Raw genomic sequence first — 21,919 nt, 5'->3', positions numbered from 1 at the left:
CCGTCATCCTCCGAACTTGACCCCGATGAACGCACCCGCCGCGAGAACTCCGGCAATGTTGGCAGCGAGGTCGAACGCGGAACTGTCCGCCATCGCAGCAGACGCGGCAGCACCCAGCGGCTCGCCCGATATCAGATGTGTGAGAAAGACCGCGCCGCCGGGTGGAAGCTGCCGGACGACGACTTCGAGCTTGGGTCGCGTCACCAATGCATCCTCCGGGGCGGCCGCCTCGATCTGTCCGACGGGATCGCTCCCGCGGTTCACCGAGAAGATCGTGACTGCCGGATAGCGCGAGCGGACGATGCGCGTCGCCGGGTGGGATAACAAAACGGAGTCGCTTAAGTGCTCCGGGGGGACCGACCCAAAGGTCTGCGGCGTCAACGGCTCGGCATCCGCGGCATGGTACGCGTCGAGCCATGCCCGTTCGATCCGTGCCACGTCGGATAACCAGGGCAGCGAGTGGGCGTGTTCGTAGCCTTTGATGAAGTCGGGAAAGTCGCGACCGTATTCGAAAAGAAGTGGTGAAACCGGCGGTGTGGCGCGCACGTGAAACCGCGCCATGGCGCGAAAGAACTCGATGCCGGTGATGCGCTGCGTGGCGGGAAAGATGGCCGCAAGCGCATTGATGAGGCTGACCGTGACGTTGTTCCGGTACACGTTATAGCGCTTGGCCGCCGCCTTTCCGCGTGGGCCGGCGACAACAGGAGGCGTCTCGCAGTCGGGGTCGAGCAGCGCCCGGGCAAACATCTCGGGGAAAGAGGATTCCGGATCGGAACCGCCCGGCTGGCCAGGTTCAATGGGACGCACGGATTCGCTCCTGGGCGACGCAGTCCGCGTGGCGGTCGAGAATTGCCTGAGCAGCGGTGGCTTCAGCTCGAAGCACCGGCCAAGCTGGAATTTCGCTGTCCCACTCGATCAGCGTCGGCCTTGGTCCGCAACGGCCGATCACGAGGTCGTAGAGTTTCCAGACCGCATCTGCGACCGGACCGTCGTGGCTATCGATCAGCAAAAGGTCACCCTCGTCGTCCGTCTGCCGCGCATGTCCCGCCAGGTGGATTTCCCCGACTTGATCCAGCGGAAAGGCTGCGAGATAGGCCAGCGGCGAGTAGCCGTGGTTCGTTGCCGAGACAAAAACGTTGCTCACGTCGAGCAGAAGCCCGCATCCCGTTTTTCGCGCGACTTCGCGGATGAAACCAGTCTCGCTCATCGTCGATTCCGGGAAGACGACATAGGTCGATGGGTTCTCCAGAAGGATTGGACGGCCGATCGTCTGCTGCACTTCGTCGATGTGATCGGCGACGCGCGCAAGTGTTACCGGCGTATATGGCAGCGGCAGAAGATCGTTGAAGAAAGTGGTGTCGTGAGTCGACCAAGCCAGGTGCTCTGAAACAAGCGCCGGCTCGTAGCGGTCGACGAGCACCTTGAAACGCCCGAGATGGATCTTGTCTAGCGGCTGCGGCCCGCCGATCGACATGCACACCCCGTGGAGCGATACGGGGTGGTCGCGGCGGATGCGGGTCAATGCGTCGTGGGGCGGCCCGCCGGCACCCATGTAGTTTTCGGCGTGGACCTCGAAGAACCCTTCGTGTTTCCCCTCGGCCAGAATCGCCGGCAGATGCTCATGCTTGAAGCTGGTGCCGGCAAGACCGGCAATCGGATGTGCCGGAAAGCGCGAGGTTGCCGACGCCAGTGAGGCGCGGTGAGTAGCCAGATCGTTCATCGGCTCTTCCTTCGTTTCCGGCACTTCGATTTTTGCTTACGACGGAACGTCGCGGGTCAGCGGCTCCGTCGATCCAGTGCGGTCGCCCGGTGCCTTGATCGAGGCACACGTGCCGCCCGCGACGAACGCCCAGGCATTGCCCTGGAAGTCGACGGTCGATGTGCCCTGGCAAGTGGTGCCAGGTCCGGCCGCGCAGTCGTTCATACCAGCGAGAGAAACGCCGTAGCACTTCTCCTTGCCTGCGGCCATCGCCGCGCTTCCTTCCGCTTCCGTCAGCGGCCCTGCCGCCGCAAAAGACGCCAGTGCCGTCGCGACGGCGCCAGCTAAGACAGAAGCGCTTGCGGTCAATCTCATAGACATCAAGTGATCCTCCAAATTGGGGTTATTCGCACGCGGATTGCGGCGTGCGTGACAGATAATTCGGTCGAAACGGGCCGCAGGTTACGCCGACCCAACACACGATTCTGTGATCTCCGCCTTTCTGAAGGCGAAGCGTAACTTTCCGTCATCGACTAGCGAAATATTGCGAGGAAGCTTCGTAGGTCGGCACCGCGAATGACTCAGTGCTCGCAGGTCGGCATTGTTCGGCTGTCCAAGGCGGCTGAGCCAGTTATCTCGTGGTGGCGATGGACACGAACAGGCTCATCGAAACCCTTGCGGGAGAGAGGCGGCAGTGGCCCCCTGACCCTACTCTCGCCTTGCGACGTGCGGCTGTCCTTGCGACTGCACTTGCGGCAGCCATTGTCCTCCTGACATTCAGCATCAGGCCCGATCTCGCCATAGTCGCCAAGACACCGGGGTTCGCGTGGAAGCTCGCCTCAACGGTCTCTCTGGGCGTGAGCGCATTCGGTCTTGTCTTGCGGCTGTCTCGACCGGGGGACGATTGGCGTCCGGCTGCTGCAAATCTGACGGTTGCGCCCATGCTGCTCGTGATGGGGAGTGTCGCCGACTTCCTTCCGGGCTCGGCGATGCTGTCCACCGTATCAACCAATCCAAACGGCTTCGTCTGCCTTGCCGGCATCGTTCTGGCCGGCCTCGCCCCTCTTGGTATCGTCGTTGCGGCGCTACGCCAGGGAGCGCCAACACGCCCGGCCATAGCGGGGGCGGCTGCGGGGCTTTTGGCAGGCAGCATCGTCGCTACCTTTTTCGCGGCTCACTGCGCGAGCGATTCATTGCTGTTCGTGGCCACGTGGTACACGCTCGCCGCCGCGATTTTGGCTGCGCTGGGAGCGACGGTCGCTCATCGACTGATCCGTTGGTAGATCTGCAACCTCATCCGCCCGGAACTGCAGCCTGGCGAGCTCGCCGACGAGTCGTGGATCTCGGGATGCCCGGATTGAACGAAGCCCCCGAGATCAGGGGCTGGTCCGATGAGGGCCACTTCCATCGCGAAACAATGTCTCGATCAGCGGGCATTCCGGCCGCGTGCCGCCGGCGCATTGGGCCACTACGTCCTTCAGCACTCTTTCCATGCTTTTCAGATCGGCGATCTTTGCCCGCACGTCGCCGAGGTGAACGGCGGCGATCGTGCTCGCCTCGGCGCAAGGCCGGTCCCGTTCGTCGACAAGACGCAGCAGTTCACGGATTTCATCCAGGGAGAAGCCGAGCTCACGCGCCCGCAGTACGAAGCGAAGGCGCCGCTCGTGCGTCGTGTCGTAGCTGCGATAGCCTGCCGCCGTGCGCGGCGGCTCGGGCAAGAGTCCGACCTTCTCGTAATAGCGCACGGTCTCCAGGTTGCTGCCCGTCCGCCGCGCGAACTCAGCCCGCTGCAAGCCTTTCACGCCAGCGTGATCGCGCATCGCAGACTCCCTCTTGACTCTGTAGTTGCTACAGACCGCATGGTAGGGCGCAATAAGGTTTTCGGCAAGCACAACGAGGTCGGACATGGATGCAACACGAATTGGAACGGCAGGGGTCGCACGGGCCGAAGCGGAGGTCTCCGCGTCGCAGCAAAGCGCGGTGGGACGGCAGCGCCTGGTCGCCGTTGGCGGCCTCCTCGGCGCGCTCGCGGCCTCTTCCTGCTGCATCGTCCCACTCGTTCTGTTCAGCTTCGGCGTCGGCGGCGCCTGGATCGGCAATCTGACCGCGCTTGCACCCTACAAGCCATTGTTCGTCTCAGGAACAGCGGGCGTCCTCGGCTACGGCTTCTATCTCGTCTACTGGAAGCCGCGGCGAGCCTGCGCCGACGACGCTGCTTGCGCACGCCCAATCTCCAATCGCATTGTTCAGATCGCGCTCTGGATCGCAACGGTTCTCGTCGCGGCCGCCTTCGCCTTCGACTACGTCGCACCGCTGCTGCTTTCCGCCTGATATCAAGAGGAGACCTGCCCGATGAACAAGCTCTTGAGCACGCTCACCCTGATCGGCCCGATCATGGCGGCTTCAGCCGCCTTCGCCGCTGAACGCACCGTTACTTTCGCCGTCGACAACATGTACTGCGCTTCCTGCCCCTACATCGTGAAGACGTCGATGGCGGCGGTCCCCGGTGTTTCGGATGTGGTCATCTCATTCAAGGCCCAGACCGCGACCGTCACCTTCGAAGACACGAAGACGAACTCCGACGCCATCGCGGCTGCCAGCGCCAATGCCGGCTATCCCGCACACCCTCGGCAACAGGGCAGCTGAGATGAATGACCGCGCCCTGATCCGCACCGGCTCCGCCGGCGCCATTGTTGCCGCGATCTGCTGCGTGACGCCCATTCTCGCCGTGCTCCTACCGCTTGTCGGTCTGGGCGCGCGGCTCGCCAGCGCCGATCTGTTGGCGTTTTCGCTGCTCGCCGTCAGCCTGGGACTCATAGCGTGGGGCCTCTACCGCCGCCGGGCCGATCCGGCGAGCAGCGAGAACGAGAACCGGAAGGAAGCCTGAAGTCATGAACGATTGCTGTGCATCCTCCTCGTCCCGGAACAACGTGACTGCTTCCGCTCCCGCGACGCTGCCGAGCTTTGCGGTGCGGCCGGGTGTGACGTTTCCGGACTGGTCGGTGGTTTCGTCGCCCGTGGTGAAGGAGGCCCTTCTGGCTATGGTCGGCTCCGACCATGTGCTCAATCGCTGGAGCGGCTATGATCCCGCCACGGATCGCGTGCGCGTTGCGTTGCTTCAGTTCTACGCCGAAGATGGACGCGCCCCGGCCATTGGCGCGCTCGCCGAGCGCGCCGGCTTGAGTGAGACTGCTATCCGGCCTCTGCTGCAAGAGCTCCGCCGCCGCGATTTGGTCGTTCTCGACGGCGAGCGGATCGTCGGCGCCTATCCCTTCACTGACCAGGACACGGGTCATCAGGTAATGCTGGACGGGCGCGTTCTCAATGCCATGTGCGCGGTCGACGCGCTCGGCATCGGCGCCATGACCGGTCGCGACATCACGATTGCCTCGCGCTGCCGCCATTGCGGTACACCGATCCGGATCACCACGCACGACGAAGGACGGGCGCTGGCCGACGTTGCTCCAGTGACGGCGGTCGTATGGCTCAGCGTCCGCTATGAAGGCGGATGCGCCGCGAACTCGCTATGCGCGGCAACGTCGTTCTTCTGTTCAGATGATCACCTCGCCGCGTGGCACCGCGAACGTTCCGCAGGCGAGCCCGGATTTCGACTGTCGACCGAGGAAGGGCTGGAGGCCGGCCGCGCTCTTTTCGGGCCGAGCCTCGCCGGCCCCGAGACAGCGCCGCGCCCGCCGGGTGAGCCGACATTGGCAAGCACGGCAGTGAGGGACCGCCCCGTCCGCAAGAACCGTGGCAATAGGGGTGCCTACGACCTCATCGTGATCGGCGCCGGGTCAGCCGGCTTCTCTGCGGCGATCACGGCCGCCGACCAGGGCGCGCAGGTGGCGCTCATCGGCAGCGGCACCATCGGGGGCACGTGCGTCAATATCGGCTGCGTGCCGTCGAAGACCCTGATCCGTGCCGCCGAGACGCTCCACAACGCCCGGGCTGCAGCCCGTTTCGCCGGCATCACGGCGGAGGCCGAACTGACCGACTGGCGCGGAACCATCCGCCAGAAGGACGCGCTGCTTTCCGATCTGCGCCAGGCCAAGTATGTTGACCTGCTGCCGGCCTATTACGGCATCGCCTATCGCGACGGGCCGGCACGCCTCGTGGCCGGCGGCGTCGCGGTGGATGGAACGCACATTCCCGCCGGCAGGATCATCATCGCTACCGGCGCACGACCGGCGGTCCCCGCTATTCCCGGCATCGACACGGTGCCGTATCTGACCAGCACGACGGCGCTCGACCTCGAGGAGCTGCCCCAATCGCTGCTCGTCATCGGCGGCGGCTATATCGGCACGGAGCTCGCCCAGATGTTCGCCCGTGCCGGTGTCAAGGTGACGCTCGTCTGCCGGTCCCGCCTGCTCCCCGAGGCCGAGCCCGAGATCGGCGCGGCGCTGACGAAATACTTCCAAGACGAGGGGATCACAGTCGTCTCCGGCATCGCCTACCGGGCGGTCCACAAGACCGAGAACGGCATTGCGCTCGATGTTTCGCGCGGCGGCCAGAACACGACGATCGATGCCGATCACGTGCTGATCACCACCGGGCGCACGCCCAATATCGAAGGCCTTGGGCTCGCCGAGCACGGCATCGCCCTCTCGCCGAAGGGCGGCATTGTCGTCGATGACCGCATGCGAACCACCAAGGCTGGCGTCTATGCCGCCGGCGACGTCACCGGTCGCGACCAGTTCGTCTACATGGCTGCCTACGGCGCCAAGCTCGCGGCAAAGAATGCGCTCAACGGCGACAGCCTGCGCTACGACAATAGCGCAATGCCCGCCATCGTGTTCACGGACCCGCAGGTAGCGAGCGTCGGGCTGGCCGAGGCCGCGGCCCGCGCCGCCGGACATGCCGTCCGCGTCTCTATGATTGGTCTCGACCAGATACCGCGTGCGCTTGCTGCCCGCGACACTCGCGGACTCATCAAGCTCGTCGCTGACGCTGGAAGCGGTCGCCTCCTCGGCGCGCATATCCTCGCACCGGAGGGCGCCGACAGCATCCAGACCGCAACGCTCGCGATCCGGAAGGGCCTCACCATCGACGATCTCGCGGACACGATCTTTCCCTACCTCACGACCGTCGAGGGCCTGAAACTCGCGGCATTGGCCTTTGACAAGGATGTGACAAAGCTGTCGTGCTGCGCCGGCTGATCGGTCGCGGCAAATTACAATGTGGCGCTGGTGATCCTAGACGGCGACTTAACGGTTCCGACTGCATTTGCAGGACCGGCCCATACCGGGCTCCTCGACGCACCCGATTGCCATGTGAGCATGGCCTGCGGGCCTTCATCACGCAGCTGTGATAGTATTCTTTCCACCTAGCCGAACCCTTTTTCTTTTTGGGAGCCTCTATCAGGCAAAGGCCGAAATTATTGGCCTGGCATTTAACTGCTTGAAGAGGCCCGCAATGGCTAACGGCACCACCTTGGCGCGGCGCGGATACATGAGGCGGCCTATGGAAAAACGCGACACACTGATCGACGCCGCCCGGCATGGCGATCGCCTGGCGTTGGAGCGTCTCCTTGCCGTCACTCAACCTGACATCCGACGGTATGCAAAGACGCAGTGCGCTGGGGCGAGCGATGCCGACGATGCCGTACAGGAGACTCTGTGGCTCGTGTACCGGCGCATTGGTGCGCTGCGCACAGTCACATCGTTTTCAGCTTGGGTGTTCTCAATCGTCCGGCGCGAATGCGGTCACTTGTGGCGGCGGATGCATGGCCAAGCCGCGTTGCCGCCGGACGATGATCCTATTTTCATCCTCCGGCCGGACCCAGAATTACGCCAAGACCTGATCGCGGCAATCCACTCGCTGCCGGACAAATACCGCGACGTTATCGTTCTGCGAGACATCCAAGAATTCTCGATCAGTGAGATTGCAATCGAGCTGCGGCTGACCCGCGAGGCCGTCAAGAGCCGCATTCACCGGGCCCGTTTGATGATCCGCGAATATTTGAACGATTAGGAAGCCCACGTGCCGGAGAATGTCCTGCAGCGGGGGGCATTGATCAGCGACGGCGCGAACCAAAGGAAGGATATCACCATGAATATCTACGTTCGCTCGATGATTGCCGGCTTTGCTGCGACCATTGTCCTGTCCGTGCTCATGATCATGAAAGCCGCGATGGGCGTGATGCCGCAGCTCGACGTTATTTCGATGTTGAGTGAGATGTCGTAAGACATGATGGGCATTGGCGGCGCCGGCATCGGTTGGCTGGCCCATTTCCTGATTGGAACGGTATTGTGGGGCGTTCTGTTCACCCTCCTCTATGAGAAGCTGCCAGGCTCCGAGCTGTATTGAAGGGCATCTCCTTCGGCGTGGTTGCTGATGATGATCCTGCCGATGCCGATGGCAGGCGCAGGCTTGTTTGGGTTGGCGCTTGGTATGATGGCGCCGGTCATGACCCTCATCCTGCACTTCATCTGGGGGGCTGTGCTCGGCGTCATGTTCCGCATGCTGCCGGCCGAGGCGGTGATGCCGGCCTGACGCCGAGATCCCGGTTGACCGGAGGGATGGACATGAATCGTCTGTCGCGTGCAGTAGGCGCTTTGCTGGCCCGCTATCTGAGTGCTCGGGCTCGCGGTCCGTACCCACACCCCGCGGCAGACCTGGATGCAATGCGTCAGCTTCTGCAGCCAGCGGACGTGGTACTGGTCGAAGGCGACCGGCGTATCAGCGGCGCGATCAAGTACCTGACCCAATCAACCTGGTCTCATGCGGCGCTCTTTGTAGGCGAGCGCGGTGGCGTCGATGCAGAAGGGCGCGTTCGTGCTCTCGCTGAGGCTGACACCGAGCATGGGATACGAGCATTTCCCCTTGATGAGCTCAAGGGCTACCACCTCCGCATCTGTCGGCCAGCCGGGCTGGCTCCGGAGGACGCCCTCCGCGTGATCGACTACGTGCTGGCCAGACTAGGCGACCGATACGATCTCAAGAATGTAGTCGACCTTGCACGCTATCTTCTGCCGACGCCGCCGGTGCCGGCCCCTTGGAGGAGGCGTATGCTGGCACTGGGTAGCGGCGACCCGACACGAGCCATTTGCTCAACGCTGATTGCCCAGGCTTTCCAGTCGGTTGGCTTTCCGATCCTGCCCGTGATCAGTGCTGAGGTAGGCTCCGTACCGGACTGTCGCGATTGTATGCGCGAAATCTATCACATTCGCCATCATAGCCTTTTCGTGCCGCGGGACTTCGACGTGTCGCCATACTTTTCAGTGATCAAGCCATCATTGATGCATACAGTCGACTACCGGACCTTGACCTGGGCAAAGGTCGATCAGATGGTAGGGTTGTGATGCCCTCGCCGTGCTTTTGTCTTGCAAAGCATCCCGGTCCTCGTTCCGACCACTGGGCGGTCGGTGCGAAGGATCGGCTCGGGGCGGCGCATGCCTGTGCCGCACGGTCGGGCTCTGGCCAGACGCGCGCTCCTCATCGACCCTCCATCAGACCAGATCTGGGCGGGTCGGTCCCAGGGCAAGGATCGTATGAGTGCTTGCTTCTCGGCCCATTGCAGAGGTCGACGCTCCAATGACCGAGACTCCCGAAAAGAGCCAGCGCCTCACCGATCTCATGCGGTTCGCGCAAGACGGCGATGGCAAAGCCTATTTTGACTTGCTTCGCGCAGTCACACCGATGCTGCGTGCAGCAGCTCGCCGGCAGTACCCCGTTTACAATCGCCAGGACGTGGAAGATGTCGTGCAGGACATCCTGATGTCGCTGCACGCCGCCCGGGCGACCTACGACCCCGAGCGGCCCTTCATACCTTGGCTGATGGGAATCGCTCGCAATCGCATTGCAGATGCGGTGCGCCGCCATGCCCGGCGGGCAGCGCACGAGCAAATTGTCGAGCAAGTACCCGAAACCCTTTTGGATCCCGGAGCGAATATGTCAACGGACGTGTACCGCGATCCCGAGGCGTTGCGGCGGGCCATTGACGGTCTGCCGAACCAGCAACGCCGGGCAATGGAGTTGCTGAAGCTGCGCGAAATGTCCCTGAAGGAGGCCGCAGCTGTCAGCGGCACGAGCGTCGGCGCCCTGAAGATCGCCGTGCACAGAGCCATGGGGACGTTGCGCGAAGTGCTGAGCAAAGGGACTTGAACTTGGAAACAGATGACCTGATTGAGCTCCTGGCGACTCGCCACCAGCCGATCCGCCGTCTGGCGCCCCCACGGAACCGGGCTCTGCACTGGCTGTCGATCGCGCTGTGCAGCGTGGCAGCCGTCGTGGTGCTGATGTCGCCGCGGGACGACCTGGCCGCAAAGCTGACCGATACCCGGTTCTTGATCGAAGAGGTGGCCGCGCTCGCCACCGCGGTGGCAGCGGCGTTCTCTGCGTTCTGTCTGATCGTTCCTGGCCACAGCCGAGCCGTGGCGTTGCTTCCCACGCCATCGCTGGCCATATGGCTGGGTAGCCTCGGACAAGGCTGTTGGCAGGCTTGGCTCAACTTCGGCGACGAGGCCTGGCGGCTCTCGCCCGATTGGGTTTGTCTACCGGCAATTGCGGTAGTCGGCGCCATACCGGCTTTGACGATGGTCGTCATGCTGCGGAGGGGCGCGCCGATCGCCCCGCGACTGACCGTCATACTGGGCGCGCTGGCGGCCGCAGCTCTCGGAAACGTCGGGTTGCGCCTGTTCCATCCTCAGGATGCCAGTCTCATGGTTCTTGTCTGGCAGTTCGGGAGCGTGGCGCTCCTGTCCCTGCTTGCAGGCTGGGGAGGCCGTCAGATACTGGCCTGGCGGCACGTCGGGAGCGCCTGACTTAGATCCGCTGCACGTGCTCGCCGCCGGCAACAGCTCACCCGAAGATCGCGCGACCTTTTCAACCGGAGTACGGCTACGTCGCTGCCCGGTGATGTAACTTTCCGTCCTTGACAACCGAACTAACCTGCAGACCTCCGCGATCGTGACGGAGCAGTGGAGCGAGGAGAAATGACGGTGAGGCTGATCTGTATTCTCTTGTCTGTCATCGTCGTGAACTTCCCGCCTGCGCGAGCGGACAGCCAGGACATCCCGGTTGGCTCTTTTTCGCGAGGTTCGCTCTCGGACTGGAGCAGCCGCTCCTTCAAGGGCGAGACAAGCTACGAACTCGTCGAGGATACCAGTCAGCGAACCGTCGTGCTCGCGGCGGCGACGAATGCGGCAGCATCGGGCCGCTACCGCGAGATCAGGATTGATCTGACAAAAACACCGTTCCTAAACTGGTCCTGGAAGGTGACCGATATTTTCGAGGGGATCGACGAAGGGCAAAAGGCAGGTGATGACTTCCCGGCACGTATCTATGTTGTCGTCGAACGCGGCCTCCTGGGAGCCCGCTCTCTCGCTCTCAACTACGTATGGGCGAGCCAACACGGCGCGGGAAGCGAGTGGCCAAGCCCCTACACGGCTCAGGTCCGCCTGATCGCGGTCGATAGCGGGCAAAAGGGGCTCGGCTCCTGGGTCCAATACAAGCGCAACGTCCGGGACGACCTGCGGAGGGTCTTCGGCGAGGAGATCGGTGAGATCGATGCGGTTGCGATCATGACAGACGCCGATGATCACAAGGGGCGCGCACAGACCTTCTACGGTGACATCTGGTTTAGTCCGGAATAATGAGCTTCACTCCGTCTTTGCTTAGGGATCGCTCCGACGGAACGGTCCGCCCGGCAAGCGACAGAGCGGTACATGCGGGTAAGGGTCAGCGTCGCCATTTCGGTCTTTCTGTTGTGCTGCATCGCCGTCAGCGCGATAGCGGTGCATGTACTGTGGCGGCGAACTGCCGACAGCAACAGTCGTCTTCTCGTGGCGACCCTCGACCACCAGATCACCGAAACGGTGCGCAGCGAAGTGGCGGGACGCATCACAAGCGCGGAAGCGGCGTTCGGCGCGGTTCGCACAATCTTCCTGCAGAACGTGATCGAGACGCGACAGGCCGACAAGCGCGAGTTCGTTTTCCTGTCCCAACTGCAAGCGCAGCCCGCGCTTTCGTGGGTCGCTTTCGGATGGCCCGATTCGAACTTCTTCGCCTCCCACAAGCTTGGCGACGGCGAACTGGAAATGATGGAGATCTACGTCAAGGACGGCGCCAGGACCCGGCGCGTCGACCGCTATAAGGTCGTGCCGGGCGACATCGAGTTCTACCAGAGGAAGTTCGAGCCGACCGACTACCTCGTCACCGACCATGCCTGGTACCAACAGGCCATCAAGGCCAATGCGCCCGCGTGGTTCATCGTCACCGAACACCCGGTTGCCACGCGCTCGGCGGCCGCGTTCGCGGGCCCCATCGACGTCTACCAGAGACGTCAGGGCGTGCTCGCCACGATGATCGAACTCGATCGTCTGTCACGCTTCCTCGGCTTCCTTCAGGTCGCCCGCACCGGAGCCGCCTTCATCATGTCGTCCGGAGGCGACATCGTAGCCGGCCCGGACAAGACAGCCGACGAGGTCAATGGCGCCAATCTTGGCGGTCACCCCCTTCTCGGGGTCGCGCATCAGCTCGGTCAGCGTCTTGCCAGCCGCACGGAGGCCGCGTCTGACGAGGCGATCAGGGTGCGCATTGTCGATCAGGGTGTGTCGTACAACGTGACCCTGACGCCGCTTGATTTCCTCGACTGGCATGTTGCCGTCATCATTCCAGAAGCGGAGTTTCTCGCTGAGATCGATCGCACGACTGCCCGCCTGGCCCTGACGCTACTGGCGCTCGTTGTGGTGGCGGGTATCGTGTCGGTGACGATTGCACGACGTCTTCTAACCGAGCCCCTTCGCGCGGTCGTTGAGGATCTGCGAGCTGTCGAGACCTTCGAACTGAACCGCATTGCGAAACGGAGTTCATGGCTGATCGAACTCGACACGCTTTCCGCCGCATTGGTTCGCATGGCAACCGGACTGAGCGCGTTTGCGAAATACATTCCCACCGATCTCGTCCGGACGCTGGTGACGGAGGGCATTGAGGCAAGACCCGGCGGGGAAATGAAACCCCTCACCATACTTTTCGCCGACATCGCGGGATTTACCGGGATGTCCGAACGGCTCGGCAAGGACATCGTGCCGGTGATCAGTGGCTACCTCGACCTCGCCTCGCAGGCGATCGAAACCGAGGGCGGCACCATCGACAAGTTCATTGGCGACGCCGTGATGGCCTTCTGGGGCGCTCCGCGCGGAAGACACGATCACGCCATTGCCGCTTGCAGGGCAGCACTGGGAATCTGCCGGGCCGTGGCACTCAAGGGACCGAGAGACGACGCGGGCAATGCGCTCATCGTCCGGATCGGGATCAACAGCGGGGTCGCCCTCGTCGGCAATATCGGGTCTGCCACACACCTTAGCTATACCGCCATCGGCGACGCGGTGAATGTAGCAAGCCGGCTCGAAACCGCCAACAAGCTCTACGGGACAGGCATCATAATGGGAGAGGAGGTCCGCAAGGCTGCTGGCCCCAACATCATCGTGCGCGAGCTCGATCGCATCGCCGTCTACGGCCGCGAAGGTGGCATCGCGATTTTCGAGCTTATCGGCTTGTCCGGGGAGAAGAGGCCGTCATGGATCGGTCCGTACGAAGCCGGCCTTGAGCTCTACAGGGCGAGAAGGTGGTGCGACGCGGAGAGCAAGTTCCAGGAGACACTGGCGGCTCGCGGCGATGATCCTCCATCTCGCCGGATGATCGCTCGTTGCCGTGCGCTGCATGAGCTACCTCCGGATGAAACCTGGCAGCCGGTCACGGTCATGGAGTCCAAATAGGATGTCGATGCAACAGCCTTTCGGCCTGCTCAGGTCCGATGGTCCTCGACAAACCGGTGGTCGATCCAGCGCTTGAGCCACAGCGCTGGCGGCCCCTTGAACCAGAGCGGACCCCGCTGCATCAGTGCGGACGTATGCCCTAGCCCAATGATGGACAGGAAGCGTCGTTGCGGCACGAATTCGGTCAGCGGTGTATCGGACAACGTTGCGCAGAGATTGGCAAGCAGGACGGGCGCCTGCCTGACGGCATAAACGCCAACGCGCGGTAGGGAAAACCCGCCCAACGCCGCGCAGTCGCCGGCGGCAAAGATCGAGGCGTCCCCAGCCGATCTCAGGTACTCATCGACGACCAGCGCCCCGTCGCCGCAGGTCGGCAGCCCGAGTCGGCGCGTAAGGTCGGGCGGAACCAGGCCGGTTGCATTGATGACGACATCGCAATCGTCAGACGTCCCGTCGTCGAAATGGACGCTACTCGCTCCGGCCATCGTGATGGAAACCGGCCAGCGAACCTCTATTCCCGATCTACGAAGATGGCGCAGGAGCGCGGCCGCCGCACCATGTGGGAGCTGCTTCAATGGCTCGGATCGGTTGTAGATGCAGATTTGCATTTGTTGCCGGTGGAGGTCAGCCAGAGCGCGAAGATTGGCGGCTACCTCGACACCGGTAACGCCGCCACCGACGATCGCAACGCGCAGTACACCGTTGATCCGGGATTGCCAGGCTTGCTCGATGCGACGCCGCAGCTCGACAAGCGAACGAACCGGTTTCACCGAATAGACGACTTGCCCTTGCGCCGGCAGCGGAGGCGGCCGACTTCCGAGATTGAGCGAGAGGAGATCGAAGGCCAATCGCTTCCCATCGTCGAGCAGCACTTCCCGAGTGTCCTTATCAAGCCCGATCATGGTGCCGCGGCAAAGCACAGCGCCGGTGCCGGCCACGAGTCGGGCTATGTCGACGTGATCCTCGTGTGGGCTGACGAGACCGGCGAGCATAGCCGTCGCCATACCCGAATACCAGAAGTCATCCTGTGCCACGATGGTGACGTCGGCCCCGAGCCGAATGAGGGAGGTGACGTTCTTCAGGAGATGAAGGTGGGCATGGCCAGCCCCGACAAGCACGACGCGTGTGTTCACAGGTGCGGACCTCCTTCGGCCAGCGCAACCGCGGATCTGGCGATGCTGCGCAGCCGTTCCTCCTCACCACCCGCGCGGGCGAGCACGCGCAATGCCATGACTGTGGACAGCATCAGCCTTGCCGTCGACCGTTCGTTGCCCGGAGATTGACGCGGTCCTGAAACCGGGAGCCGTTTCAGCGCGCGATAGAAACCATCCTCGATTTCCAGCAGGCACTGTTCGATCAAGGTGGCGAACTCGGCATCCCATGGTGCGACCTCCATCGCGGAATTGACGAGAAGGCAGCCGCGACGGTCACGCAACGATGCCTTCACGAGATCGTCGAAGAACGCCCGGATTCCACGGATCGGATCATCGCTGGCGTCGAGTTCTGCGATGCGTTTCCGCGCGTATGTGTCCACGTAAGCGTGCAGGCAGCGCCGGAACAAGGAGCGTTTGTCTCCGAAGGCATTGTACAGGCTGGCGCCGGTGATCGACATTGCACCGGCAAGATCGCGGACGGATGTTGCCTCGTATCCGCGACGCCAGAACTGGTCCAACGCCGCCGCTAGCGCCGCCGGCTGATCAAAAGTTCGTGGTCTCCCCATTTTGTGAACTCTTCTGCGTCTCACCGCCCCTTGCAAATGCAATGGAGCTGTGCGCGTTTTATAGCGGTCGATCTAAAACTACAACCTCTACCGCTTGGCGCAGGGTCGAAAGGACGTCTGCAATGAACACCGCATTTCCCCACCTTGTTCCGCGCCGGGCCGTACCTGAACTTAGGGTGCCGGTTGTCGGAGGACGCACCTACGACATTCGGAACGAGACGCCGACAGCATTCTCCCTGGTCGTCTTCTACCGCGGGCTGCATTGTCCGGTCTGCAAAACCCAACTCAAGGACCTCGACGCAAAGATCGGCGAGTTCGATCGGCGGGGCGTGTCTGTTGTTGCGATCTCGACAGACGTCGAGGAGCGCGCGGTCATGACGAACCTCGAATGGCAATTGCCACAGCTTCGCATAGGTTACGGCCTGTCACTGCCGGTAGCGCGCGAATGGGGCCTCTACCTCTCTCGCGGCCGTGGAAAGACCTCGCTTGGAATCGAGGAGCCGGAGCTATTTTCAGAACCCGCACTTTATCTGGTGCGCCCTGACGGCACCCTTTTCTTTGGCAGCGTCCAGACCATGCCGTTTGCGCGCCCTCATTTTTCCGACATCCTCGGGGCGATCGACTACGTCCTGAAGACGAATTATCCGGCGCGCGGCGAGGTCGACGGAGTAACTTTTGAGTCTGCCGCCGCGAAATAGAACAAGAACGTAACGTCCGGCGCCGTGAGTGGCGTCCCGTGTAAAGAAAGCCGCTCTAATCATGCATGGAACTAGGGTTGCTCGCCGCCGGACGAAGACCGTTGGCGCAGTTCTTCTTTTGGCAGCAATCCTTGTCCTGGCATTGCTTGCAAGGGGGTATCTCGACCCCACTGAGTGTCACACTGCACTTGATCATGAGACTCGCATTTCAGCAATTTCAGCGGCTTAGCCTTGCACTTAAATTGAGACATTGTACTTAATTTGAGAATTCGGCTTGGCTTACTGCACTTAGTATGCGAATCTGGATTCGCAACACTGATCCGAGTTTCTGTGATCATGAACGATCCGTCTTCCGCCGAAGTTGACGAACAACGTTGGGATGAGGCGTGCCGCCGCGCAGATGCCATCCGTGATTTTCTACAGGTAAGGCCAGGCGGCTCAGAGCCCAACAGTGTTGATGGACTCGCCGCTGAGCTTGGTTTGAGCCGGGCTACGACCTACCGTCTGATCAAGTTGTTTCGTGAAGGCGGGACGGTAACGTCTCTACTGGATCGCAAGCGCGGACGCCGCAAGGGATTTCGAACCCTCGACGAGCAACGACAGGAAATCATCCGCACGACGATCGCGGCTGTCTATCTGAAGCAAAACCGTCCACCGTTCTCGCGACTGGTCCGCGAAGTCCAAGCCAATTGTATATCGGCTGGGCTCGGGCCGCCGAACTGGCGCACGATCAAGGCTCGCCTCGACGACGTCGACCTGCAAAAGCGCGCCAAATGGCGTGGCGAGACCAAGATCATAAAGGCGACTACGGCAACGCCTGGGGAGTTCCGCACGGCGCGCCCGCTGGAAATTGTACAGATCGACCACACGGAAGCCGATGTGTTTGTTGTGGACGAGGAAACACGTGCGCCCATCGGTCGTCCGTGGCTCACACTGGCCCTGGACATTTGCAGCCGCATGGTGACCGGCTTCCATTTAACGATGGAAGCGCCGTCCCGGTTGTCGACCAGTCTTTGCCTGCTGCATTCCGTATTCGACAAATCAGCCTGGCTGCGGGAACGAGAGATCAACGAACCCTGGCCTGTCGCCGGTCTCCCGGAAACGCTGCACGTTGACAATGGCGCCGACTTCCGCAGCCGCGCCTTCGAGCGTGGGTGTCAGGACGCAGGAATGAAGATCGAATGGCGGCCGCCAGGCGAGCCGCATTTTGGTGGCCACATAGAACGCATCATCGGAACCCAGATGGGCGCGCTACGCCTGCTGCCTGGGACAACATTCAGCAACGTAGAAGAGCGTGGCAAATACGATTCGCGGCGACATTCGGCTCTAACGTTGCGCGAACTCGAGCGCTATATCGCACTCGAAATTGTCGGCTCGTATCATCAGTCGATCCATAGCAGTCTGGGCCGGCCGCCGATTGCTGTCTGGCGGGAGCGCGAGAACGAAATTCCACTTCGACTGCCTCAGGATCGGATGCACTTCTGGCTGACATTTCTGCCCGAGGAGGAACGCACCCTGCGACCTGACGGCATTCATCTGTTCGGCTTGCGCTATTGGTCACCTGCCCTGAGCGCTGATGTCGGCCGTTCCAAACGTCGCCTTCTCGTCAAATATGATCCGCGTGACATGTCACGCATCTTCGTGCGGCGTCCCTCGGGAAATTTTGTCGAGGCACGCTATGCCGACGTGACCTTGCCGTCGGTAACTCTCCGGGAAGCGAAGACAGCCCGGCGCACTTTGCTGGAAATGGGGCGCCGAGAAGTCAATACGCGTACGATCGTTAGCACGGTCATGGCGCAGCGTGAACTGGTTGATACCGCGGCGAAGAAAACGGCCGCAGCGCGACGGCAGAATACAAGTGGTTCGAAATCGAAGGTGGATGACAGCGGCTGGGGCTCGCTTCGCGGCGTCGATTCCAGCAAACCTGTACCCTTTGTCGAGGATACGGATTGAACTGATATGGATGATGAAAATTCCCATCTGACCGCTGGCGCCGCAGCCCTCCTTGCTGAAAGCGATGAGCGGCGCATTCGTGCAATACGATCGCGTCGTTGGGTTCTCTATCCACGAGCCAAACAGGCTCTCGATCGTTTGAGCCTGCTCCTCGATCACCCGCGTGGCACGCGAATGCCATCGGTAGCTGTCTACGGCGATAGCGGCATGGGCAAAACCATGATCATGAAGAGGTTCAGGGACGATCATCCGCCAAGCTTCAATTCCGTGACCGGAACCTTGAGAACGCCCGTTCTTGCGATGGAAATGACCAGCCGGCCGGGAGAGCGACGGTTCTATGCCGAACTGCTCACCCTTCTGGGCGCGCCGCAACGACCACGTGCCGACATCGCCCAGATGGAGCAGGCGGCATTGAGGATCATGGAGGCAATTGGCGTTCAGGTGCTCGTCATCGACGAAGTGCATAACATCCTGGCCGGCTCATATCGAGAACAGCGGATCGTTTTGAACACGCTTCGCTTCCTGAGCAACCGCCTCCAGATCTCGCTCGTTTGTTTTGGCGTCAATGACGCGCGCGAGGCGATCGGCGGCGATGTTCAATTGGCGCGCCGGTTCGAGCAGTTCACATTGACCAGATGGTCAGCAAACGAGCAGTTCGAGACCCTTGTGGCATCAATATTGCGAAACACGCCACTGCGTCGTCCATCCGTCCTCACACCGAAATCGTTGCGCCGAATACTGCAGATCACGGAAGGCGTCACGGCCAGCATCTTCCACATGATCAACAGCCTCGCTGTCGAGGCAATCGAGAACGGGCATGAGCAGTTCACCGACGAAGCAGTCGAAAAATGGCATCCAGAGTTCGATGTGGAAGCCGCTTTCGCATGAGGAAGGACCCATCCCGAACCGGCAATTGCCGGTCGTATTGGCACCAGTGGTCGACGAACTTCTGTCGTCATGGATCGACCGGCATGCTGCTTTCTATGGCGTCCCGCCGATCATCATGCTGCAGCATTGCCTGCCGACCGCGGGATCGTTGCGGGCAATCGATCTCCATCTGAACGATGAGCAGGCTGTTCGGCTTTCCCATATGTTCCGAATGGAACCTAAGGCTATCCGTAGTATGAGCTTTGCAACAGTCTCGCAATCAACGCGAAGAATGCTTGCCGCCGAACCGATCCAGTTCTGCCCGGCGTGTACTGGCAGCGACTGCGGGACCATACGAGCGGGAACGCGACGAAGCCAATTGCAAGGATGGCGCCTCACATGTCCGCTGTGCGCAGGACGCCTGCTCGATAAATCCGAAACTCATGGCCCCTCCCCTCTATGCCGCTACTGGAACCAAGCTCTCAACGGCCAGAGGCTATTCGAAACCGAGAGCGAGGAAGGTGTTCAAAGCTGGGCAAACCCATCCGAAATAGCGCGACTACTACTTATGCGCCGTATTCCCAGAAACATAAGTCAAGATACATGCCTTGAACGCTTCAGAGTTCTCGGCGCCGTCTGCCTGCGAATTCCGACGAAGCCGGCCAGTGATTCCGAACAATCACCGGCCACCCATTCCGATTTCATTCCGGCCGGGATTCCGATTTGAAGCCGGCCACCTTTGGACATCACCTGGGTCGTTGTTGAGGTTTGGTTCGAGTTTCGTTTCGGGTCAAGCCTGAGCGGTTTGCGGCATGGCGACGGCTCGCTGTTTTCGCATGCTCTCGCCACCCAGTTCGATGCGGTAAGCATTGTGCACGAGGCGGTCGAGAATGGCGTCGGCGATGGTGGGATTGCCGATGATCTCGTACCAGCGATCGACGGGAACCTGGCTGGTGACGATGGTCGAGCGCCGCTCGTATCGGTCCTCGATGATCTCGAGGAGATCACGGCGCTGATCGTCGCTGAGCTTTTCGGGGCCCCAGTCGTCGAGGATGAGCAGATCGGTCCGGGCCAGCGCCTTCAGCATCCGGGCATAACGGCCGTCGCCCCGTGCTAGGGCAAGAGCGGCGAAGAGCCGTGGCGCGCGATGATAGGCGACGGAGAAGTCCTCGCGGCAGGCCTTGTGGCCGAGGGCACAGGCAAGCCAGCTCTTGCCGACGCCGGCCGGTCCTATGATCAGGAGCCCATGCCGCTGGCGGATCCAGTCGCAGCCAGCGAGCTTGAGGAACAGCGCGCGGTCGAGGCCTCGCTCGGTACGGAAGTCGACATCTTCGACCTGCGCATCATGACGCAACCTTGCCGCGCGGGCACGGGCTTCGAAGCGCTTCTGGCGGCGAAGTGTCGCTTCCTGCTCGAGCAGAATGGCGAGCCATTCGCCATGATCGAGGGTGCGCGCTTCCGCTTGGGCGTCGAGGTCCTGGAAGCCTTTGGCCATACCGTGCAGGCCAAGGTCGCGCAGCATGTCGAGGGTGGGATGGGTCAGCATGATCTGTTGTCTCCTCAATGGAAGTAGCCGGGACCACGCAGATTGGCGTGATCGATGATGGCGCCGGCACCGGCACCGGCTCGGGCGGCCTTGTGGTTGGTGATGAGGGCGGCGATGCTCTTGCAGGTCAGCCCGCCGATCTCGACGGCACGCGCCGAGACCGCCTCGGCGCGTTCATGGCTGAGATCGCGATAGAGGCGCAGAACGCCCAGGCATGTCCGGAAACCCTGTTCGGGATGCGGGCGGCTTGCCAGAATGGCGATGATCAGGCCTTCCGTCTGCGGCCCGATCGACGCCGCCCAGCGGCGGAAGCGCATCGGCGTCCACTCGGCGTAGCGGCGATGAGAGCTGGGCATGTGATCGGGGTTGGTGCCGTAGCGGCGACCGCCATAGCGGCGTTGGTGAACGGCGACGCGCTTGCCGCGATGGAAGATCTCGATCGTCCTGCTCGTCGCGCGGATATCGACCTGCTGACGAATGAGGCCATGCGGCACGGAATAGAAGAAGTCCTTGAACTCGACATGGTAGTCAGTGGCGACGCGCGCCAGACGCCATTCTGCAAACTCGTAGCCCTGCACCGGCAGGCTGGTCAGAACGGGTCGTTCCACGGTCTCGAACAGATGGCGGCGGCTGACACCGAGGCGGCGCATGACATGGTCGTTGATGCGATCGAGCGCCCCGGCGATCGCCGCGTTGGCCTCGGCCAGCGAGAAGAAGGTCTGCCGCCGCAGCCGGCCGAGGATGCAGGTCTGGGCAAAGCGAACCCCGTTCTCGACCTTGGCCTTGTCCTTCGGCCGTCGCGGCCGAGCCGGCAGCACGCCGACACCATAATGAGAGGCCATCATGCCGTAGCTGCGGTTGATCTCGGGGTCATAGAAGGAGGCATGATTGACGCCGGACTTCAGGTTGTCGGGCACGATCAGGCGCGGGACACCGCCGAAGAAGTTGAACATGCGCACATGCGCGCCGATCCAATCCGGCAGCGCCTGCGTCCAGGTCGCTTCCGCATAGGTGAAGCCCGACGCCCCGAGGACGCCGACGAAGATCTCCGCCTCGCGGATCTCGCCGGTCAGCGGATCGGCGATCGAGAGCTTCTTGCCGGAATAGTCCACGAAGACCTTGTCGCCGACGACATGTTCCTGGCGCATGGTCGGCGACAAACGCTTCTCGAAGCCGCGGAACAGGTCACAGAAACGACTGTAGCCGTAGCCACCGGGGTGGACGGTGCGATACTCCTCCCACAGGAGCATCAGCGTGACGCCGGGCTTCTTCAGCTCCAGCGCAAGATCCGCCCAGTTCGGCTCGGGCAGGCGGCGCTGGCCCTGCCTGACCCCGGCGCGAGCAAACAGCCGGTTCTCCAGCGCATCGTCGGTTAGGTCGCCAGACAGCGGCCAACGCAACCCCGCCGCGGTCGCGCGCTTCAGATTGTCCTGCACGGTGCTGCGCGCGATGCCCAGCATCTGCGCGATCTCGCGGCTGCTCGTGCCATCGCCGGCAAGCCGCAGCATCTGTCGTAATTGTCTCATGGTCAGCCTTCTCTTTGCCGGCATCGCCCGTCCCTTGTTGAAAAGGTCCGTCATGCCAAAGTTGCTGACCCAGGTGGTGCGTCTTCAGTCCCTCAAAGCGGCCGGATATTGATCGGAATGCTGGCCGGCTTCATTCCGGAATGGTGGCCGGCTTCAAGTTGGAATGCCCGGCCGGATAACGTCGGAATCCGCA

At 62.2% G+C, this 21,919-nt stretch carries 24 protein-coding genes and 1 pseudogene; 17 read left to right on the top strand and 8 right to left on the bottom strand.

Features of this window, described 5'->3' with window-relative positions; translation table 11 throughout:
• Positions 1-3 precede the first annotated feature (3 nt).
• From AO692_RS27825 to AO692_RS27815, 3 genes are read right to left on the bottom strand one after another with little or no spacing between them, the layout of a single operon-like run.
• On the bottom strand, positions 4-747 hold the full coding sequence (locus tag AO692_RS27825) for a DNA-binding domain-containing protein (RefSeq protein ID WP_054313380.1): 744 nt from the start codon (positions 745-747) through the stop codon (positions 4-6).
• A 46-nt stretch (positions 748-793) separates the two neighbouring features.
• Positions 794-1,720: a DUF692 domain-containing protein gene (locus tag AO692_RS27820; protein ID WP_054313294.1), complete on the bottom strand. Its 927-nt coding sequence runs from the start codon at positions 1,718-1,720 to the stop codon at positions 794-796.
• Positions 1,721-1,756: 36 nt separating this feature from the next.
• Positions 1,757-2,080, bottom strand: coding sequence for a DUF2282 domain-containing protein (locus AO692_RS27815; protein WP_054313293.1), 324 nt, complete (start codon positions 2,078-2,080; stop codon positions 1,757-1,759).
• Between the two features lie 266 nt (positions 2,081-2,346).
• Between AO692_RS27815 and AO692_RS27810 the strand changes: the two genes are divergently transcribed.
• Positions 2,347-2,982 carry an NrsF family protein gene (locus AO692_RS27810; protein ID WP_054313292.1) on the top strand — a complete coding sequence of 212 codons (636 nt, stop codon included), beginning with the start codon at positions 2,347-2,349 and terminating at the stop codon, positions 2,980-2,982.
• Positions 2,983-3,075: 93 nt separating this feature from the next.
• Here AO692_RS27810 and AO692_RS27805 read toward each other — a convergent pair whose 3' ends face one another.
• Complete coding sequence (locus tag AO692_RS27805; RefSeq protein ID WP_054313291.1) at positions 3,076-3,519, bottom strand: helix-turn-helix domain-containing protein; 444 nt, start codon at positions 3,517-3,519, stop codon at positions 3,076-3,078.
• Between the two features lie 85 nt (positions 3,520-3,604).
• Here AO692_RS27805 and AO692_RS27800 point away from each other — a divergent pair, with 85 nt between their 5' ends.
• The 12 genes and pseudogenes from AO692_RS27800 (at position 3,605) to AO692_RS27750 (ending at position 13,416) form a co-directional block, all read left to right on the top strand.
• Positions 3,605-4,030 carry a mercuric transporter MerT family protein gene (locus AO692_RS27800; protein ID WP_054313290.1) on the top strand — a complete coding sequence of 142 codons (426 nt, stop codon included), beginning with the start codon at positions 3,605-3,607 and terminating at the stop codon, positions 4,028-4,030.
• Positions 4,031-4,051: 21 nt separating this feature from the next.
• The gene (locus AO692_RS27795) at positions 4,052-4,345 is read left to right on the top strand and encodes a cation transporter (protein WP_054313289.1); all 294 of its coding nucleotides are present in this window, start codon (positions 4,052-4,054) and stop codon (positions 4,343-4,345) included.
• A 1-nt stretch (position 4,346) separates the two neighbouring features.
• Entirely contained in the window at positions 4,347-4,586 is a 240-nt protein-coding gene (gene merF / locus AO692_RS27790; RefSeq protein ID WP_054313288.1) for a mercury resistance system transport protein MerF, read from the top strand.
• A 4-nt stretch (positions 4,587-4,590) separates the two neighbouring features.
• The gene (gene merBA, locus AO692_RS27785; protein ID WP_054313287.1) at positions 4,591-6,855 is read left to right on the top strand and encodes a bifunctional organomercurial lyase/mercury(II) reductase MerBA; all 2,265 of its coding nucleotides are present in this window, start codon (positions 4,591-4,593) and stop codon (positions 6,853-6,855) included.
• A 304-nt stretch (positions 6,856-7,159) separates the two neighbouring features.
• Positions 7,160-7,669 (top strand): RNA polymerase sigma factor, encoded by a 510-nt coding sequence (locus tag AO692_RS27780; protein WP_054313379.1) that lies wholly within the window; start codon positions 7,160-7,162, stop codon positions 7,667-7,669.
• Positions 7,670-7,678: 9 nt separating this feature from the next.
• Positions 7,679-7,882: a hypothetical protein gene (locus AO692_RS33790; RefSeq protein WP_244483515.1), complete on the top strand. Its 204-nt coding sequence runs from the start codon at positions 7,679-7,681 to the stop codon at positions 7,880-7,882.
• A 3-nt stretch (positions 7,883-7,885) separates the two neighbouring features.
• Positions 7,886-8,191: pseudogene (locus tag AO692_RS33950) on the top strand (DUF6789 family protein).
• A 32-nt stretch (positions 8,192-8,223) separates the two neighbouring features.
• The gene (locus AO692_RS27770) at positions 8,224-9,000 is read left to right on the top strand and encodes a lipo-like protein (RefSeq protein WP_082407613.1); all 777 of its coding nucleotides are present in this window, start codon (positions 8,224-8,226) and stop codon (positions 8,998-9,000) included.
• Positions 9,001-9,232: 232 nt separating this feature from the next.
• Entirely contained in the window at positions 9,233-9,802 is a 570-nt protein-coding gene (locus AO692_RS27765) for a sigma-70 family RNA polymerase sigma factor (protein ID WP_200911799.1), read from the top strand.
• Positions 9,803-9,804: 2 nt separating this feature from the next.
• Positions 9,805-10,461, top strand: a complete 657-nt coding sequence (locus tag AO692_RS27760) for a DUF1109 domain-containing protein (RefSeq protein WP_244483513.1) — start codon at positions 9,805-9,807, stop codon at positions 10,459-10,461.
• A gap of 171 nt (positions 10,462-10,632) precedes the next feature.
• The gene (locus AO692_RS27755) at positions 10,633-11,292 is read left to right on the top strand and encodes a DUF3047 domain-containing protein (RefSeq protein WP_054313285.1); all 660 of its coding nucleotides are present in this window, start codon (positions 10,633-10,635) and stop codon (positions 11,290-11,292) included.
• 72 nt (positions 11,293-11,364) lie between these two features.
• On the top strand, positions 11,365-13,416 hold the full coding sequence (locus tag AO692_RS27750) for an adenylate/guanylate cyclase domain-containing protein (RefSeq protein WP_054313284.1): 2,052 nt from the start codon (positions 11,365-11,367) through the stop codon (positions 13,414-13,416).
• 29 nt (positions 13,417-13,445) lie between these two features.
• Here the strand turns inward: AO692_RS27750 and AO692_RS27745 are convergent, their stop codons facing one another.
• On the bottom strand, positions 13,446-14,549 hold the full coding sequence (locus AO692_RS27745) for an FAD-dependent oxidoreductase (protein ID WP_054313283.1): 1,104 nt from the start codon (positions 14,547-14,549) through the stop codon (positions 13,446-13,448).
• Positions 14,546-15,136 carry a TetR/AcrR family transcriptional regulator gene (locus tag AO692_RS27740; RefSeq protein ID WP_082407594.1) on the bottom strand — a complete coding sequence of 197 codons (591 nt, stop codon included), beginning with the start codon at positions 15,134-15,136 and terminating at the stop codon, positions 14,546-14,548. Before AO692_RS27740 ends, AO692_RS27745 begins: the two co-directional genes overlap by 4 nt.
• Positions 15,137-15,258: 122 nt before the next feature.
• Here AO692_RS27740 and AO692_RS27735 point away from each other — a divergent pair, with 122 nt between their 5' ends.
• The 4 genes from AO692_RS27735 to AO692_RS32505 all read left to right on the top strand — a co-directional run bounded on the left by AO692_RS27735 (position 15,259) and on the right by AO692_RS32505 (position 19,381).
• Positions 15,259-15,834 carry a peroxiredoxin-like family protein gene (locus tag AO692_RS27735; RefSeq protein WP_054313281.1) on the top strand — a complete coding sequence of 192 codons (576 nt, stop codon included), beginning with the start codon at positions 15,259-15,261 and terminating at the stop codon, positions 15,832-15,834.
• Between the two features lie 336 nt (positions 15,835-16,170).
• A complete protein-coding gene (locus AO692_RS27730; RefSeq protein WP_054313280.1) occupies positions 16,171-17,787 on the top strand; it encodes a Mu transposase C-terminal domain-containing protein in 1,617 nt (538 codons plus the stop codon).
• A gap of 6 nt (positions 17,788-17,793) precedes the next feature.
• Complete coding sequence (locus tag AO692_RS27725; RefSeq protein WP_054313279.1) at positions 17,794-18,675, top strand: TniB family NTP-binding protein; 882 nt, start codon at positions 17,794-17,796, stop codon at positions 18,673-18,675.
• The gene (locus tag AO692_RS32505; protein ID WP_082407593.1) at positions 18,605-19,381 is read left to right on the top strand and encodes a TniQ family protein; all 777 of its coding nucleotides are present in this window, start codon (positions 18,605-18,607) and stop codon (positions 19,379-19,381) included. Before AO692_RS27725 ends, AO692_RS32505 begins: the two co-directional genes overlap by 71 nt.
• Positions 19,382-19,444: 63 nt before the next feature.
• Here AO692_RS32505 and istB read toward each other — a convergent pair whose 3' ends face one another.
• Together istB and istA are read right to left on the bottom strand one after the other, a co-directional pair.
• On the bottom strand, positions 19,445-20,200 hold the full coding sequence (istB, locus tag AO692_RS27720; protein ID WP_054310052.1) for an IS21-like element helper ATPase IstB: 756 nt from the start codon (positions 20,198-20,200) through the stop codon (positions 19,445-19,447).
• A gap of 14 nt (positions 20,201-20,214) precedes the next feature.
• Positions 20,215-21,750: an IS21 family transposase gene (gene istA, locus AO692_RS27715; protein WP_054310055.1), complete on the bottom strand. Its 1,536-nt coding sequence runs from the start codon at positions 21,748-21,750 to the stop codon at positions 20,215-20,217.
• Positions 21,751-21,919 lie beyond the last annotated feature (169 nt).

It is taken from the genome of Mesorhizobium sp. 1M-11, from assembly GCF_001303895.1.
In the GTDB taxonomy this organism is placed as follows: domain Bacteria; phylum Pseudomonadota; class Alphaproteobacteria; order Rhizobiales; family Rhizobiaceae; genus Mesorhizobium.
This window is presented reverse-complemented; position numbering and strand designations above follow the sequence as displayed.